Genomic DNA, 14,311 nt, shown 5'->3' on the forward strand with positions numbered 1-14,311 from the left:
CGAGTCCAACTTGAATTCTTGGACCTTAACCCTCTAGTTGAAGGTTATAGTTATGTCAAGTAACTCTACAGCGACGGTATTTGCTCTGCTTCACTCATGCAATGACCGCTTGCGCGTGTCGTCTGATTGAGGCAAAACAAGACCACCACCGGCCGCAGATTACTTTGTGAAACAGCTATTTGGTGAATGGATGCCGTGGAACGCTGACGTCGTAGACGCTCACTGGAACCTTGGGATCCGCAGGCATCTTGAGCAAAGCCTCAAGCGCTTTCGCCTTCAGTTCCTTGTCCTCGGCATTGCCCCACACTACCGTCTTTCCGTCCACCAATTTTAGCTCCACAGCATCCGGCGAAGCAGCCGATGCCGTAGACATTCTCGCGAGCACGTCCGCCGGCAAAGTATTCAAAACCTGGGCGATCGCTTTGAAAAGCCCGGTGTTGGTGGCCCCTGCCCCGGCGTCGATCAGTGGAAGCGGTACCGCCGATTGATCCTTGGCAGTTCCAAGCTGGACGCCATCAACGTCCACCATGACGAACGAATCGCCCTGCTTCAACAGGGCAACGGGTACGCGCTCCTCCACATGCACCAGCAGTTCCGACGGCGGGCGTGCCTCGATGGTGGCGGACCGAACCTGCACCAACGGTTTCAACAACTCATTGACTTCCGTCTCCGTTACCTGTGGAAGCGGCTTGCCCTGGACCTTGGACAAGGCGTTCTGCACGACCTCGGGGGTCAACAACCTGGTGCCGTCCACCGAGATGGTTCGGACAGCCAGCGCCGGCGAAAAGACGGCACCGGCAATCACCACAGCGACCACGGCAGCAAGAACAAGCAGCGTCCACAGGACGTGACGCCGGGTACGAAGGCGTTTCGGTTCGGGAAAGGCGATCACGTTGCCGCCGGAGCGAGGCCGGCCGGCTTTGGCTTTCCCTGTTTTATGCGGCCGCTTCGGCTGGGTATTGTTTCCCTTGCCGGCCGCCCCCACGTTCTCCATTTGCCGTTCGGCGCTGATGACGGCGGCGGACTCGGAAGCGCGGGCATCAGCCCCGTTGACAGATCGGGGTGATGCTTTGGCGGAGTCCGTCCCGGGCTTGAACGTTGGCTTACGCGTGCTGGCCATCAAGTTGCTCCACGATGGCCGGACCATATGACGTGACGTCGCCGGCCCCCACCGTCAGGATGACGTCGCCTTCCGATGCAGCTTCCAGAATTGCCGTTACGGCCTGATCGGCGGACACCAAATGCCCGTGTGACAACTTGTCCGTAATCAGCGTGCTGGTAACGCCCGGAATGGGGTCTTCACGGGCCGGATAGATATCCAGGATCAGCGCGGTGTCCGCGAGGTCCAGGGCCGCGGCGAACTCGGCTGCGAATTCACGGGTCCTGGAGAACAAGTGCGGCTGGAACAGGACGTGCACCTTTTTGTCCCCCGCGACGGACCTTGCCGCCGACAGGGCGGCCCGCACCTCGGTTGGGTGGTGGGCGTAGTCATCATAGACCCGCACTCCCCTCCCCTGCCCCTTCAATTCAAAACGCCGCGAAGCTCCCGTGAAATGGCCGAGGGCCGCAGCGGCAGCCCGGGGGTCAACACCAAGCTCCAAGGCAACGCCAAACGCTGCGGCAGCATTCAAGGCGTTGTGCCTGCCCGGTACCTGCAGCTCCAGAGGGTAGCGGACGCCCTCCACCGTGACCGAGACCCTACCAGGCCCGTCGTCCTCAAGGCGGATATCGGCGTCGTCAGCGGTTCCGTACTTCAACACCCGGGTGTTGCCTTGGGAGGCAACCCGACCCGCAAGCGCCCGCGCGCCGGCATCGTCGGCACACGCCAGCAACACTCCTTCCGACGGCAGGAGCGCCGCGAACTTGTCGAAGGACGCGTAGACTGCCTCAGCCGTCCCGTAGTGGTCCAGGTGGTCCGCTTCGACGTTGGTGACTACGGCTATGAGCGGTTGGTAATTGAGGAACGATCCATCGGATTCATCGGCCTCGGCGACAAAAATGTCAGAGGCACCCGCCGCTGCATTGACACCGAGGGCGGGCACGTTGGCGCCGATGGCGAACGTTGGATCGGCCCCGGCCTCTTTCAGCAGCACGGCCACCATGGACGTGGTGGTCGACTTTCCGTGTGTCCCGGCAACCGTGACCACCCGGTGCCCCGCCATGGTTGCGGCCAGGGCCTCGGAACGGTGCAGAACAGGAATGCCGGCGGCCCGCGCAGCAGCCAACTCCGGGTTGTCATCCCTAATTGCCGAGCCGGCAACCACCGTGCTGGCATCGCCCAGGTTGGCGGAATCGTAGCCTACGTCGATTCGGGCTCCGGCGGCCTGGAGATCGTGCATCACCGGTAGGTCCTTTGCATCGGAGCCGCTGACCGGCACACCACGGGAAACCATGATCCGTGCCACCGCGGACATGCCCACTCCGCCAATGCCAATAAAGTGCACGCGCCCCAGGGACTCCAGAGGGACAACAGTTTGCATCATGCGGATACCGCTTCCAGGACAAGATCAGCCATGCGCTGATCGGCGTTTCTTATGCCAAGACGCTCGGACGTCCGGGCCATGTCTTCGAGCCGCTGCCGGTCGCCCAACAACGGTATGAGGGTAGTTTCCAGCCATTCAGGCGTGAGGTCCCTGTCCTCAACAAGCAGCGCGCCACCGGCCTTCACCAAAGCTTCGGCATTCAAGGCCTGTTCCCCATTTCCGATCGGCAGGGGAACAAAAACCGCCGGCACCCCTACTGCCGAGACTTCGCTGACCGTGGCCGCCCCCGCCCGCGCAAGGAGTACGTCGGCGGCAGCATAGACATTCTCCATGCCGTCCACATACTCGACCTGCCGGTAGCCGGCAGCGGTCAGCAGGCCGCCGTCGTCATTGGTAACGGCCTTTCCGGTACCGGTGATGTGCAGCGTCTGTATCCCTGCAGCTCCAAGGGCAGGTAGCGCTGCCGCGATGGATCGGTTGATGCTGGCCGCGCCGGACGAACCGCCCGTGACGATCAACGCGGGCTTTCCGGGTTCGAGGCCCAGCAATGACTTTGCACCGGCCGCCGCAGCAGCGCGGTCCAACGCCGAAATAGCGCGGCGCATCGGCATGCCGACATGTCGCGCACCACGAAGCCTGGTGCCCGCAAACGCAACGGCAACGTGCCTGCTGAATCTGGCTCCCACACGGTTCGCAAGCCCTGGCTTCATGTTGGCCTCGTGGATGACGATCGGAATCCGGCGCTTACGGGCAGCCAGGTACATTGGCGTGCACACGTACCCACCCACACCAACGAGGACGTCCGCCCGTGCATCGTCCAGGATCCGGCCGGCTTGCTTGACTGCCCCCGAGAGGCGGCCAGGCAACCTCAGCAGGTCCAGCGACGGCCGCCGTGGGAACGGTACCCGGTCGATCGTGGCGAGCTCGTAACCGGCAGCAGGAATGAGCCGGGTCTCCATGCCGGTGGGGGTCCCTACTGCCAGCATGGCGGCATCGGGACGCTTTGCCTTGATGGCGTCCGCAATGGCAAGTAGCGGACTGATGTGCCCGGCGGTCCCTCCGCCGGCCAAAACTACGGACAGCGGCTTGGTGGACTGGGGTGAGTCTGTTGTCATGAAGTGCGGGTACGCTTTCGTGCGGTTTTGGAGGAGAAGCGCGGTAAGAATCGGGGGCGCTGTTGGGGAGGTAGCTGGCCGCGGGCCAAGGACAACACTACGCCGACGCCGCTTAGGGACATCACCAAAGCCGAGCCGCCTGCGGAGATGAACGGCAGCGGTACACCAATAACTGGAAGGAGCTGGGTCACCACAGCCATGTTCATGCTCGCCTGGCCCAGGAGCCACACCATGATTCCGCCCGCGAGCGTCCGCTGGAAAGGATCGGTTTGGCGGACCACCACCCGGAAGATCGCTATGCCGAGGATGGCGAACAAGACCAGCACCACAATGGTGCCAACCAAACCCAGTTCCTCGCCGATGATCGCGAAGATGAAGTCGTTGTGGGCTTCAGGCAGCCAGTTGTACTTTTGCCGGCTCTGGCCGAGCCCCAAACCTGTCCAGCTGCCTTGGGCCAAGCCGTACATCCCGTTAGTGGACTGGTAGGTGAAGTCCGAATCGGCGGTGCATGAATCCCCTGCGATGCCGAGCCATGCCGTAACGCGGCACATGCGGTTGGGACTGATGACTGTCATTGCCGTTGCCCCGATGACGCCCAGGGCAGCGGCGATGGCAAGCATCTTCCCTGGAACACCCGCGAAGAAGAGTCCTGCAGCCACGATCGCCATGACCACGATCGCCGTGCCCAAGTCATTGCCCACGAGGATCAGGCCCAGGACGAGCCCGGCTCCAGGCACCACCGGGATGATGACATGCATCCACCGGTTCAGGTACTTCTCCTTGCGCGCCAACACGGCAGCGATCCAGACACACAAAACGAGCTTGGCAATTTCCGATGGCTGGATGCTGATTCCACCGATGTCGAGCCAGTTTTGGTTGCCCAAGGTGCTGCGGCCGAAGACCTGGACCGCCGCAAGGAGGACCACCACCGCACCGAGGCCCCACCAGGACAGGCGCTTCATCCAGCTCACGTTCGTCCGGGAAATGACATACATGGCCACCAGCCCCACGGCTCCGAACATGGCCTGCTTCAATGCATCAGCGTATGGAGACTTACCCTCCGAGATGGCCTCCACGCTGGAGGCCGAAAGAACCATCATCACGCCAATGGCCGTCAAAGCCATGGCGCAACCAAGGATCAAGTAGTACGTGGAGCTGTTGGGAGCCTTGCTCCTGCCCTCCAGGCTTTCCCAGAAGCCGCGGAGATGCCTGCGGAGACCCGCGGGCTGTTTTCCGGCTGCCTGCGCGGCCCTTTCTTTCCCGTCGCCGGGCGCTTTGCCGCGGCTGCGGGTGGGCGTGCTGACCATTGCTACTCCTCGGTGGTCTGTGCCTGCCCTTCCACGAGCTCGCGGACTGCCTGGATGAAAGCGTCGCCACGGTGAGCGTAGGAAGAGAACTGATCCATGGAGGCTGCTGCCGGAGCCATAAGGACGGTATCGCCGGGTCCGGCAACACCGGCCGCCGAAGCCACGGCCTGGGCCATGATGGTCTCGCCAAAAATCGGCGAACCGGCTGCGGTTTCCACCCTTTCAGTGTCACCCTTGGGCTGGAAGATCACGGGGACATCGGGCGCGTGTCGCTGGAGCGCGGCTTCAAGGGCTTCGGTGTCCGTGCCGATAAGCACTACTGCCTTTAGCCTGGGAGCCTGTTCCTTGACGAGCTGGTCATAGTTGACCCCTTTGGAAAGACCGCCCGCAATCCACACAACGTTGGTGAAAGCGGACAATGCCGCAGACGCTGCGTGCGGGTTTGTGGCCTTGGAGTCGTTGATCCACAAAACGTCGTTGTGCTTGGCAACGAGTTGGATCCGGTGGGCACCCGGAAGGAAATTCAACAGTCCCTGCTTGACGGCTGCGGGCTCGACGCCGTAAGCGCGGACCAAAGCCGCAGCAGCCAAGGCGTTAGCCACCATGTGGCGCGGGGCCACAGGACCCAGGTCGGACATGGAAGCCAGCTCAGCGGCAGAGTCCTTGCGCCCGGCAATGAACGCTCGATCCACCAGGAGTCCCTCAACAACACCCACCATGCTGATGGCGGGGGTTGTGGTCGTGAAGCCGATTGCGCGGCACCCCTCGATGACGTCGGCATTTTCGACCATGCGCTCGGTCTCGATTTGCTCTGCGTTGTAGATGGCGGCCTTCTGCGTGTTCTCGTAGACCTTCGCCTTGTCGGCAAGATAGGACGCATAGGAGCCATGCCAGTCCACGTGGTCTTCTGCCACGTTCAGGCAAACGCTGGCAACAGGAGACAACGAATGGCTCCAGTGCAGCTGGAAGCTGGAGAGTTCCACTGCGAACGCGTCGTACTCCACGGGATCGCGGAGGGCATCCAGGATTGGGGTTCCCACATTGCCCACCGCGATGGCCTTGAGCCCGGCCGCCTGGAGCATGGATTCGGTCATTCCCACGGTGGTGGTCTTGCCATTGGTTCCTGTGATCGCGAGCCAGTCGGCGGTCTTCCGGCCCTCGCGCACCCTCAACCGCCATGCCAGTTCAACATCGCCCCAGACGGGGATGTGCTTGCGTTTGGCCGCAGCCAGCAACGCTTGGTCCGGACGCCACCCTGGTGATGTCACCACCAGTTCAGGTTTCTCACCTTCGATGAGCGGCAAGGCGTTCACGGCTTCCTCGCCGAGGAGGACGTCTACCGCACCCACGATCTTGAGGGTGTCGGCCTGCGCGACGGCCTTGGCCGAGGTAGCGGCGTCAACCACCACCACCTTTGCACCGAGTTCGATCAGCGTGTCCGCGGCAGCGAAGCCGGAGACTCCGATGCCCGTCACCACAACACGGAGACCGCTCCAATTGGCGTCCCAGCTAGTGAGGCCGGCGAGCCGATCGGCCGCAGTCGGTTCAACGGTCCCGTTCACAGCAGCACCACCCATTCAGCGTAGAAAATTCCCAGGCCGGCGGCCACGAACAAACCGGCAAGGATCCAGAAGCGGACAACAACCGTGACTTCGGCCCAACCCTTGAGCTCGAAGTGGTGCTGGAGCGGAGCCATCTTGAAGACCCGTTTACCACCGGTGAGCTTGAAGAAGCCCACCTGGATAATGACCGAGAGCGTGATCAGTACGAAGAGGCCGCCAATGAACGCCAGGAGAAGTTCGGTGCGGGACAGGATGGCGAAAGCTGCCACCGCTCCACCAATGGCGAGCGAACCGGTGTCGCCCATGAAGATCTTCGCCGGAGAGGTGTTCCACCAAAGGAACCCGACCAGGGCCGCGCTGAGGATGGCAGCGAGCAGTGCAAGGTCCATAGGGTCACGCACTTGGTAGCAGCCGCTTCCGGCCTCCCTGGGTGAACCGCACGCCTGGTTGTTCTGCCAAATGCCCATGATGGTGTACGCGCCGAAGACCATGATCGAGGCACCTGCCGCGAGGCCATCCAGGCCGTCGGTGAGGTTCACGCCATTGGTTGCCGCCGTGATGATGAGGTTGGACCAGATGATGAAGAGGATCGCGCCAACCACTGTGCCGGCAAAGGCAAGGTCAAGCCATGGAATGTCGCGGACCAGGGAAATCTGGGTGGAGGCCGGACGGAGTCCGTCCTCGTTGGGGAACTGCAGCACAAGGATGGCAAAGATGATGCCAACGGCTGCCTGCAGGATCAGCTTGGCCCGGGCATTCAGGCCAAGGCTGCGTTTGTTGGAGATCTTGATGTAATCGTCAAGGAAGCCGACGAAGCCCATGCCCACCATGAGGAAAAGCAGGAGGAGTCCGGAAGCAGTGGGACCGGGAGACCGGGGATTCATCATCCACATGATCAGGTGGGTCACGAAGTAGGCAACCAGGACAGCAGCGACCACGACCGTACCGCCCATAGTGGGAGTACCCCGTTTGGTGTGGTGCGAGGTCGGCCCGTCGTCACGGATGAACTGACCGTAGCGTTTGGCCACCAGGAACCGGATGAAGAGTGGCGTCCCGATAAGGGCCACCAACAGGGCGACGCCTGCGCCGATCAATAGTGCAATCACAGCAGCTCGTTCCCTTCGCTTGCGGCGTCAGTTGCCGCGCTGTCCCCGGTGGGCTCGACCCGTGGGGGTAATGCTATCCGATCGCCCAGGTGCCGCAGCCCCACGCCATTGGAGGACTTGAAGAGGACCAGGTCACCCGGTCGCAATTCCCGCTGCAGGAGTTCGTACGCCTCTTCCACGGTTTCGGTGAAGGAACACTCGTCTCCCCAGGAACCTTCCTGGATGGCCGAAACGTAAAGCGCCCGGGCCTCCCGGCCCACCACTACGAGTCGCGAGATGTTGAGCCTGACCACCTGGGTACCCACGGCCGTGTGCTCCCGGATGGAGTCCTCACCCAGCTCGAGCATCGCGCCCAGGACAGCCCAGGTGCGGCGGCCCTGGCCAAGGTCGGCAAGCGTCCGCAAGGCAGCCCGCATGGATTCAGGATTGGCGTTGTAGGCATCGTTGATAATGGTGACGCCGTCGGGACGCTCTGTGCGCTCCATGCGCCAGCGGCTCGCCGCGGTCTGGGAGCTGAGGGAAGCGGCGATGTCCGCCGCCGGAACACCTGCGGCGAATGCCGCCGAGGCGGCCGCCAGCAGGTTCGTCACGTGGTGTCCGCCGATCAGCTTGCTGTGCACCTCGACGGCGGGACCGCCGTCGGGCAGCACCAGCTCGAACGTCGGGTGCCCCTGCGGGTTGACCACAACGTTGCGTGCTTCGACTTCCTCGTTGGTGGACGGGGACGCGGTGAACCCCAGGATGTGCGCCTTCGTCCGGGAACGCATGGCGGCCACGCGGCCGTCGTCAAGGTTGAGGACAGCGGTGCCATCCTCCCCCAAGGCCTCAACCATTTCCCCCTTGGCCTTGGCGATGTTCTCGACGCCGCCGAATTCGCCCGAATGCGCCGTACCTACTACCAGGACCACGCCGATGTCAGGCTTGACCATGTCCGCGAGGTACTTGATGTGGCCAACACCGGTGGCACCCATCTCGATGACCAGGTAACGGGTGTCTTCCGTCGCGGAAAAGACCGTCAGCGGAACACCCACCTCTCCGTTGTAGGAGCCCTGGGGGGCAACAGTAGGGCCTGCCTGCGAAAGGATGCCGGCCAGGAGATCCTTGGTGGTTGTCTTGCCGGCGGAGCCCGTGATGCCGATAACCGTGAAGTCTTCGCCTCGTTGGGTGCGGGCGGCCCGGATGCGGCGAACGGCTTCCGCGGCCAAGGCACCCATGGCGATGACGGCGTCTTCAACAACGACGGCGGGATAAGGCCTGCCGTCGTTGTCGGCGACTTCGCGTTCGGTCAAGGCCAGGACGGCGCCCCGTTCAAAAGCTGCGTGGACGAAGTCGTGGCCGTCCGCGTGTTCACCGGGCTTTGCAACATACAGCGAACCGGCTGTTGCCTCCCGTGAATCGGTGACTACGGAACCGGGCACGACGTCCCGGTTTCCTGTCAATCGGCCATGGGTGATGTCGGCGATCTCCGCCGCAGTAAATGCAATCATCTCGGTTCAGGACTCTATCCGCTGGTCCGGTGAAACGCTGAATCCCCTGGATGTCAAGGCGCTCCGGAGCTCCACCCTGTCGTCGAGGGCCAGGTTCACACCCTTGACCTCCTGCCAGACCTCGTGCCCGCGGCCTGCCACCAGGATGGTGTCCTTCGCGGTGGCCGTCTGCACCGCCAGCCTGATGGCCTCGTCGCGCGGGTACGACTCGATGATGGTGCTGCTCAAACCCTCTTTCTCAACCGCAGCACGGGCGCCGGCCAGCACCTCCGCGCGGATGGCGGCTGCATCCTCGTCGTGCGGATCGTCGTCGCTGACGATCACCACATCGGCCAGTCGGGCGGCAATGGCGCCCATCGTGGGACGTTTTCCTTGGTCCCGTTGACCGGTTGCGCCAAACACCACGATGACCCGTGAACCCTCTTCCGGGGACCGCACCGCCTTCAACGCGCGGGCCAGCGCATCCGGGTTGTGGGCAAAGTCGACCACCGACGCCGGCGAGGTGGAAACCAGCTGCATTCGGCCAGGCACCGCAACAGTGAACGGGTCGTGCTGGTCCAAGGCTTGCTGCAGCGTTTGGTGGTCAACGCCCGAGGCAGCAACCATTGCGGCGGCCAGCGCCGCGTTCGCCACGTTGAAGTCGCCGGGAAGCCCCGTGTGCACCCGCAGCACGCGGCCGTCGCGGTGGCCCAATTCAACCTCCGTTCCAAGCCCCCGGGCTGCAGTTGAAACCACCCGCCAATCGGCGTCGAAATCATCCGAGGTGACCGCCAGGGTGGTGACCGGAATGCCTGCACGGCCCGCGAGCTGACGGCCCCAGCCGTCGTCGACCGTTACCACGGCTTGGCGCGCGTGACCGGAGGTAAAGAGCTCGGCCTTGGTGTTGAAGTACTCCTCCATGCTCCCGTGCAGGTCCAGATGGTCCTGCGTGAGGTTGGTGAAGCCCGCGACATCGAACATGACACCGTCCACGCGGTGGTAGGAGATCGCGTGGGAAGAAACTTCCATGGACGCGGCTTCAAGGCCCTTCTCCCGCATCAGCGCCAGCAGTCCGTGGACCTCGGTGGACTCGGGCGTGGTGAGGAGGCTGGGAATGGGATCGCCGCCGGCGAGGATTTCGATGGTTCCGATGAGGCCCGGCGTCTTGCCCAACGCACGGAGCAGGGAGTTGATGAAGTAGGTGGTGGTGGTCTTGCCGTTCGTGCCCGTGACACCGAACAGGGTGGGGTGGCCCCCCTCTTCGGGCTGGCTGCGGTAGATGAGGGCCGCCAAGCGTCCGACGACGGTCCGCGGCTCCTCCACGACCAGTACGGGAACAGGCTGCTCACCGTACAGCGCGAGCTGGCGCGCACCGGCGTCGTCCGTCACCACGGCGACCGCTCCCGCCTCGACGGCCTGGGTAACGAAGTCGGCTCCGTGCCGCGAGGCGCCCGGGAGCGCAACGTAGATATCGCCGGGCTCAACGGCCCGGGAGTTCAGCGAGATGCCGGTAACTCCCCCGCCCTCTACTTCTTCGGGCACGGCGACGCCAAGTTCACCGGCAATCGCCGCCAACGGCACCGCGGCTACCGATTCCGGGCGAAAGCCCGAGCCACCGGCGTTCGACGTTGTGGCGTGGGAAGCTGCCTCATTGTGCTCTGACACGTGGTTCTCCATTGGTGCTCATTGGAACGACCGGCTGGGGGCCAGCGGCGCCCTGCCGGTCGTGGTGGATCGAATCCCTGGGCCGAAACAGACGCCCAAGAAGCTTACTTGACGAACTGCGGCAAATGCGCGGCAGTCCCGGTGGACGGCGGGACGTTGTAGGTGCGGAGCACCTGTGACATGACGGAACGGAAGACCGGACCATTGGTGATGCCGTAGATGCTGCCTTTGGGGCGCTGCAGTACCACTTCCACAATGAACCTCGGGTCGTCCATGGGAGCCATACCCACCATTGAGGCGGTGTAACCATCGAAGCCGGGCAAACCGTCCTCACGCGGAGCCTGCGAGGTTCCGGTCTTGGCGCCCACACGGTAGCCGGCAATGGCGGCATCCTTGATCTGGCCTTCAGTGACGGCGCTTTCAAGAATGTCCCGGACCTGTTGCGCCGTTTCCTTGGAAACCACCTGGCGGGAGTCCTTGGCCGGCACCTTCTGTTCCACTCCCTCGGGGGAAATGTAGCTGTCGATAAGGCGCGGTTGGAGCATCACGCCGTTGTTGGCGATGCTCTGGTAGGCGCGGACCGTTTGCAGCGTGGATTGCGACACACCCTGTCCGAACAGCACGGTATATTGCTGCCGCTCATCCCACTGGTCAGGCTTAGCCAAGATACCCGTCGCCTCCGCAGGAAGACCAATATCGGTCTGCTCGCCGATGCCGAACTTCTTGAGGTACTCGTACCGCTGATCCTTGCTCAACCTGCTACCGGCCATCACCGTACCCGTGTTCATGGACCATCCCAGGATCCCGGCCAGGGTGCGTTCCTCGGTTCCGTGCTCAAAAGCGTCAGTGAAGGTCTGGCCGTCAATGGTGTAGGACGGCGGGATGGTGAAGTGGTCCAGCGGGTTGGACTTGCCCTCCTCGATGACCGCGGCGGCAGTGATCATCTTCTCGACAGAGCCCGGCTCATAGGCCGCTGTAACCGCCCGTACGCCGCGATCCTTGGCGTCCACCTTGCCGGGATCGTTGGGATCGGGGGCGTTGGTGTCCGCCAGGGCCACCAGGTTGCCGGTCTTGGTGTCCATGACCACTATGACGCCCCACTCGGCGCTGAGCTTGTTGACCTGGCTCTGGATGGCCTGCTGGGCGAAGTACTGAATATCGGTGTTGATGGTGAGCTTGACGTCGCTGCCATCCACGGCCGGCGTCAGTTCGTCCGTGGCGACAGGGATTCGCAGGCCATCGGCCCCGATTTCAAAAACACGCTTACCTTCGGTGCCTCGCAGGATCTGGTCCTGGGTCTGCTCGATGCCGGCCTGCCCAGTCGTGCCGTCCTGGAGGAAACCCACCACCCCGCCGGCTACGCTGCCGTTGGGGTAGACACGCTTGCTGACGCCTTCCGCGGCCACTCCCGGGATCCTGAGCTTGGTGATCCGGTCCTCAAGCTCGGGTTTGATGTCCTTCGCAACCACGGCGTACTTCTTGTCGCCGGTCAGCGATTCGCGGACCTTGGCGGCGTCAGCGCCCAGCAGCGAAGCCAGTTCGGCGATGCCTTGGTCACGGGAGACGGTTTCCACGGCCTCGGTCTGCTGGTTGTAGCGCTTGAACTCCGAGGTTGCCGTGTTGAGTACCTGGTCCACCACGATGTTGTAACGGATGACGCTGCTGGCCAGGACGTTGCCATTGGCATCCACAATCCGACCACGCTCGGCCGGGAGGACCTGAGGAGTCAGCCTGTTGGCGAGGGCGGCCTCCGCCATACCGCCCATATCCAGGCCCTGGACCATGAAAAGCTTGCCACCCACAACCAGCAGCAAGGTCAGCATGATGCCCAGGCCAACCCGGAGGCGCTTCCTGGCCGCCGGCACCTTCGTCTTTTTCGATTTGCCGGGGATCTGCGCCACGATGATTCCTTGCTGCTGGCCTTGGTTCAGTGGACTGGCGGGCTACTGCCCTGGGTTCTTCTGCTGGGGGGCCGGGACCGAACCGCCATGGAGTTCTGCCGGCGGTGTTGGCTGGGCCGCAGGAGCGGCAGGCTGGGCCGGCGTGGCTGCAGGTGCAGCGGAGCCTGAAGGCTTCTGGTTTTCCAGCGGGTCCTTGGTGGTTGCAGACGGAACAACGGAAAGCTGCCCGGCTATGGCTGGCGGAGCAATGAGGGCGCCCGGGTTGTCCCCTTTGACTGCGGGAGTCGCCTTGCCGGTTACTGTCATGGTGTTCACATCTATCTGGCCCTTGACCGTGGACTGTACCATTCCCAATTCTGCGGCCTTGGCTGCCAGATTCTGTGGAGCCTCGAAGTTTTGCTTCTTCTGTGTCAGATCCTGGTTTTCCTTGGTCAGAGTGGCAGCTTCAGCCTTCAACTGCACCAGCCGGTACTGTGCTGTGGACACCGAGATGTTCAGCACAAGAACGGTCAGAAGCGCGGCAGCAAGGGCAACGAGGCACAGCACCACCACCGGAGTACGCCGCTTGCCCGGTGCGCTCCGCACAACGGACAGCGGCGTACGCGCCTTCCGTCCGGCGTCGGGCTTTCCGACCGGTGCGGGCAAGGCGCGCGCAGTGTTTCCCACCACAGAGGGCATTGTCTTCGCTGCGGCGGTGCTCATACGACTCTCCTTGGCTTGATGCGCTCCACGGCCCGCAACCGGGCAGACGCCGCGCGTGGGTTTTCGGCGATTTCTTCCGCTGTGGGAACCTCTGTGCCCTTGGTCAGCGTCTTCAGTTCGGGTTTGTGTTCTTCAAGTTCAACCGGGAAGCCCAAGGGAGCAGAGGACTTGGAACCGGCTTGGAAGACCGATTTGACGATCTTGTCTTCCAGGGAGTGGTAAGACATGACAACTACCCTGCCGCCGAGGGCCGTGGATGCCACCGCCGCAGGAACGGCCCGCTCCAGAACATCGAGTTCCTCATTGACCTCGATCCTTAGCGCCTGGAATGTGCGCTTGGCCGGGTGTCCGCCGCTCTTTGCCGCAGCCGCGGGAACCACTTCGCGGATCTGCTCCACGAGCTCCCCCGTGGTGGCGAACGGCTTCCGGGCCCGGGCACTGACAATCCTGTTGGCAATCCGGCCGGCGAACTTCTCCTCGCCCCATTTGCGGATAATCCGGACGAGTTCTTCTTCGCTGTAGTTGTTTACTACATCTGCTGCCGTCTGACCCCGACTCGTGTCCATCCGCATGTCCAGCGGGGCGTCGTAGGAGTAGGCAAATCCGCGTTCACGTTCATCCAACTGAAGGGACGAAACTCCGAGGTCCATCAGGATGCCGTTGACCTCCGCGATACCGAGGTCCGCGAGGACATCCTCGATCTCGTCGTAGACCGCGTGGACGAGGTCCGTGCGTGCGGCGAAGGGCTCCAGCCGGGCGCCCGCCAAGGCCAAGGCCTCCTCATCGCGATCAATACCCACGAGGTGGAGATCCGGAAAGCGCTGCAGCATGGCTTCGGAGTGGCCGCCCATTCCGAGGGTCGCATCAATTACCACTGGAGTCTCGCCACGCTGGCGGGCGGCGTCGAAGCCGGGAGCAAGAAGGTTGATGCAGCGGTCTTTAAGGACGGGCACGTGGCGTTCCGATGTCGGCTTTGCCGCGTCTTGCTCCTCCACGCTGCCTCC

The 14,311-nt window shown here is 63.2% G+C and carries 11 protein-coding genes; all 11 read right to left on the bottom strand.

Annotated features, from left to right (window positions below; all coding sequences use genetic code 11):
* Nucleotides 1-175: 175 nt before the first annotated feature.
* Nucleotides 176-1,120, bottom strand: coding sequence for a cell division protein FtsQ/DivIB (locus ACIPY2_RS07280; RefSeq protein WP_400265678.1), 945 nt, complete (start codon nt 1,118-1,120; stop codon nt 176-178).
* The gene (gene murC, locus ACIPY2_RS07285; RefSeq protein WP_400265679.1) at nt 1,104-2,483 is read right to left on the bottom strand and encodes a UDP-N-acetylmuramate--L-alanine ligase; all 1,380 of its coding nucleotides are present in this window, start codon (nt 2,481-2,483) and stop codon (nt 1,104-1,106) included. Before murC ends, ACIPY2_RS07280 begins: the two co-directional genes overlap by 17 nt.
* Nucleotides 2,480-3,598: an undecaprenyldiphospho-muramoylpentapeptide beta-N-acetylglucosaminyltransferase gene (murG, locus tag ACIPY2_RS07290; protein WP_400265680.1), complete on the bottom strand. Its 1,119-nt coding sequence runs from the start codon at nt 3,596-3,598 to the stop codon at nt 2,480-2,482. The genes murC and murG overlap by 4 nt, the downstream gene beginning before the upstream one ends.
* The gene (gene ftsW / locus ACIPY2_RS07295) at nt 3,595-4,905 is read right to left on the bottom strand and encodes a putative lipid II flippase FtsW (RefSeq protein WP_400265681.1); all 1,311 of its coding nucleotides are present in this window, start codon (nt 4,903-4,905) and stop codon (nt 3,595-3,597) included. Before ftsW ends, murG begins: the two co-directional genes overlap by 4 nt.
* A gap of 2 nt (nt 4,906-4,907) precedes the next feature.
* Nucleotides 4,908-6,482, bottom strand: coding sequence for a UDP-N-acetylmuramoyl-L-alanine--D-glutamate ligase (gene murD, locus ACIPY2_RS07300; protein ID WP_400265682.1), 1,575 nt, complete (start codon nt 6,480-6,482; stop codon nt 4,908-4,910).
* Entirely contained in the window at nt 6,464-7,573 is a 1,110-nt protein-coding gene (mraY, locus tag ACIPY2_RS07305) for a phospho-N-acetylmuramoyl-pentapeptide-transferase (protein ID WP_400265683.1), read from the bottom strand. The genes murD and mraY overlap by 19 nt, the downstream gene beginning before the upstream one ends.
* Nucleotides 7,570-9,060, bottom strand: coding sequence for a UDP-N-acetylmuramoyl-tripeptide--D-alanyl-D-alanine ligase (gene murF / locus ACIPY2_RS07310; RefSeq protein ID WP_400265684.1), 1,491 nt, complete (start codon nt 9,058-9,060; stop codon nt 7,570-7,572). Before murF ends, mraY begins: the two co-directional genes overlap by 4 nt.
* Before the next feature lie 6 nt (nt 9,061-9,066).
* Nucleotides 9,067-10,704, bottom strand: coding sequence for a UDP-N-acetylmuramoyl-L-alanyl-D-glutamate--2,6-diaminopimelate ligase (locus ACIPY2_RS07315; protein ID WP_400265685.1), 1,638 nt, complete (start codon nt 10,702-10,704; stop codon nt 9,067-9,069).
* A 104-nt stretch (nt 10,705-10,808) separates the two neighbouring features.
* Nucleotides 10,809-12,605, bottom strand: a complete 1,797-nt coding sequence (locus ACIPY2_RS07320) for a peptidoglycan D,D-transpeptidase FtsI family protein (RefSeq protein WP_400265686.1) — start codon at nt 12,603-12,605, stop codon at nt 10,809-10,811.
* A 42-nt stretch (nt 12,606-12,647) separates the two neighbouring features.
* Nucleotides 12,648-13,307, bottom strand: a complete 660-nt coding sequence (locus ACIPY2_RS07325) for a hypothetical protein (protein ID WP_400265687.1) — start codon at nt 13,305-13,307, stop codon at nt 12,648-12,650.
* Nucleotides 13,304-14,302, bottom strand: coding sequence for a 16S rRNA (cytosine(1402)-N(4))-methyltransferase RsmH (gene rsmH / locus ACIPY2_RS07330; RefSeq protein ID WP_400265688.1), 999 nt, complete (start codon nt 14,300-14,302; stop codon nt 13,304-13,306). The genes ACIPY2_RS07325 and rsmH overlap by 4 nt, the downstream gene beginning before the upstream one ends.
* Between the last annotated feature and the right edge of the window lie 9 nt (nt 14,303-14,311).

Source organism: Paenarthrobacter sp. NPDC089675 (genome assembly GCF_044749185.1).
GTDB lineage: Bacteria > Actinomycetota > Actinomycetes > Actinomycetales > Micrococcaceae > Arthrobacter.

Bases quoted from the DNA above. Each gene is read 5' to 3' on its own strand.
- murC (WP_400265679.1), bottom strand. From the start codon at position 2,483: ATGATGCAAACTGTTGTCCCTCTGGAGTCCCTGGGGCGCGTGCACTTT.
- murD (WP_400265682.1), bottom strand. From the start codon at position 6,482: ATGGGTGGTGCTGCTGTGAACGGGACCGTTGAACCGACTGCGGCCGAT.
- murF (WP_400265684.1), bottom strand. From the start codon at position 9,060: ATGATTGCATTTACTGCGGCGGAGATCGCCGACATCACCCATGGCCGA.
- ACIPY2_RS07280 (WP_400265678.1), bottom strand. From the start codon at position 1,120: ATGGCCAGCACGCGTAAGCCAACGTTCAAGCCCGGGACGGACTCCGCC.
- ftsW (WP_400265681.1), bottom strand. From the start codon at position 4,905: ATGGTCAGCACGCCCACCCGCAGCCGCGGCAAAGCGCCCGGCGACGGG.
- ACIPY2_RS07325 (WP_400265687.1), bottom strand. From the start codon at position 13,307: ATGAGCACCGCCGCAGCGAAGACAATGCCCTCTGTGGTGGGAAACACT.
- murG (WP_400265680.1), bottom strand. From the start codon at position 3,598: ATGACAACAGACTCACCCCAGTCCACCAAGCCGCTGTCCGTAGTTTTG.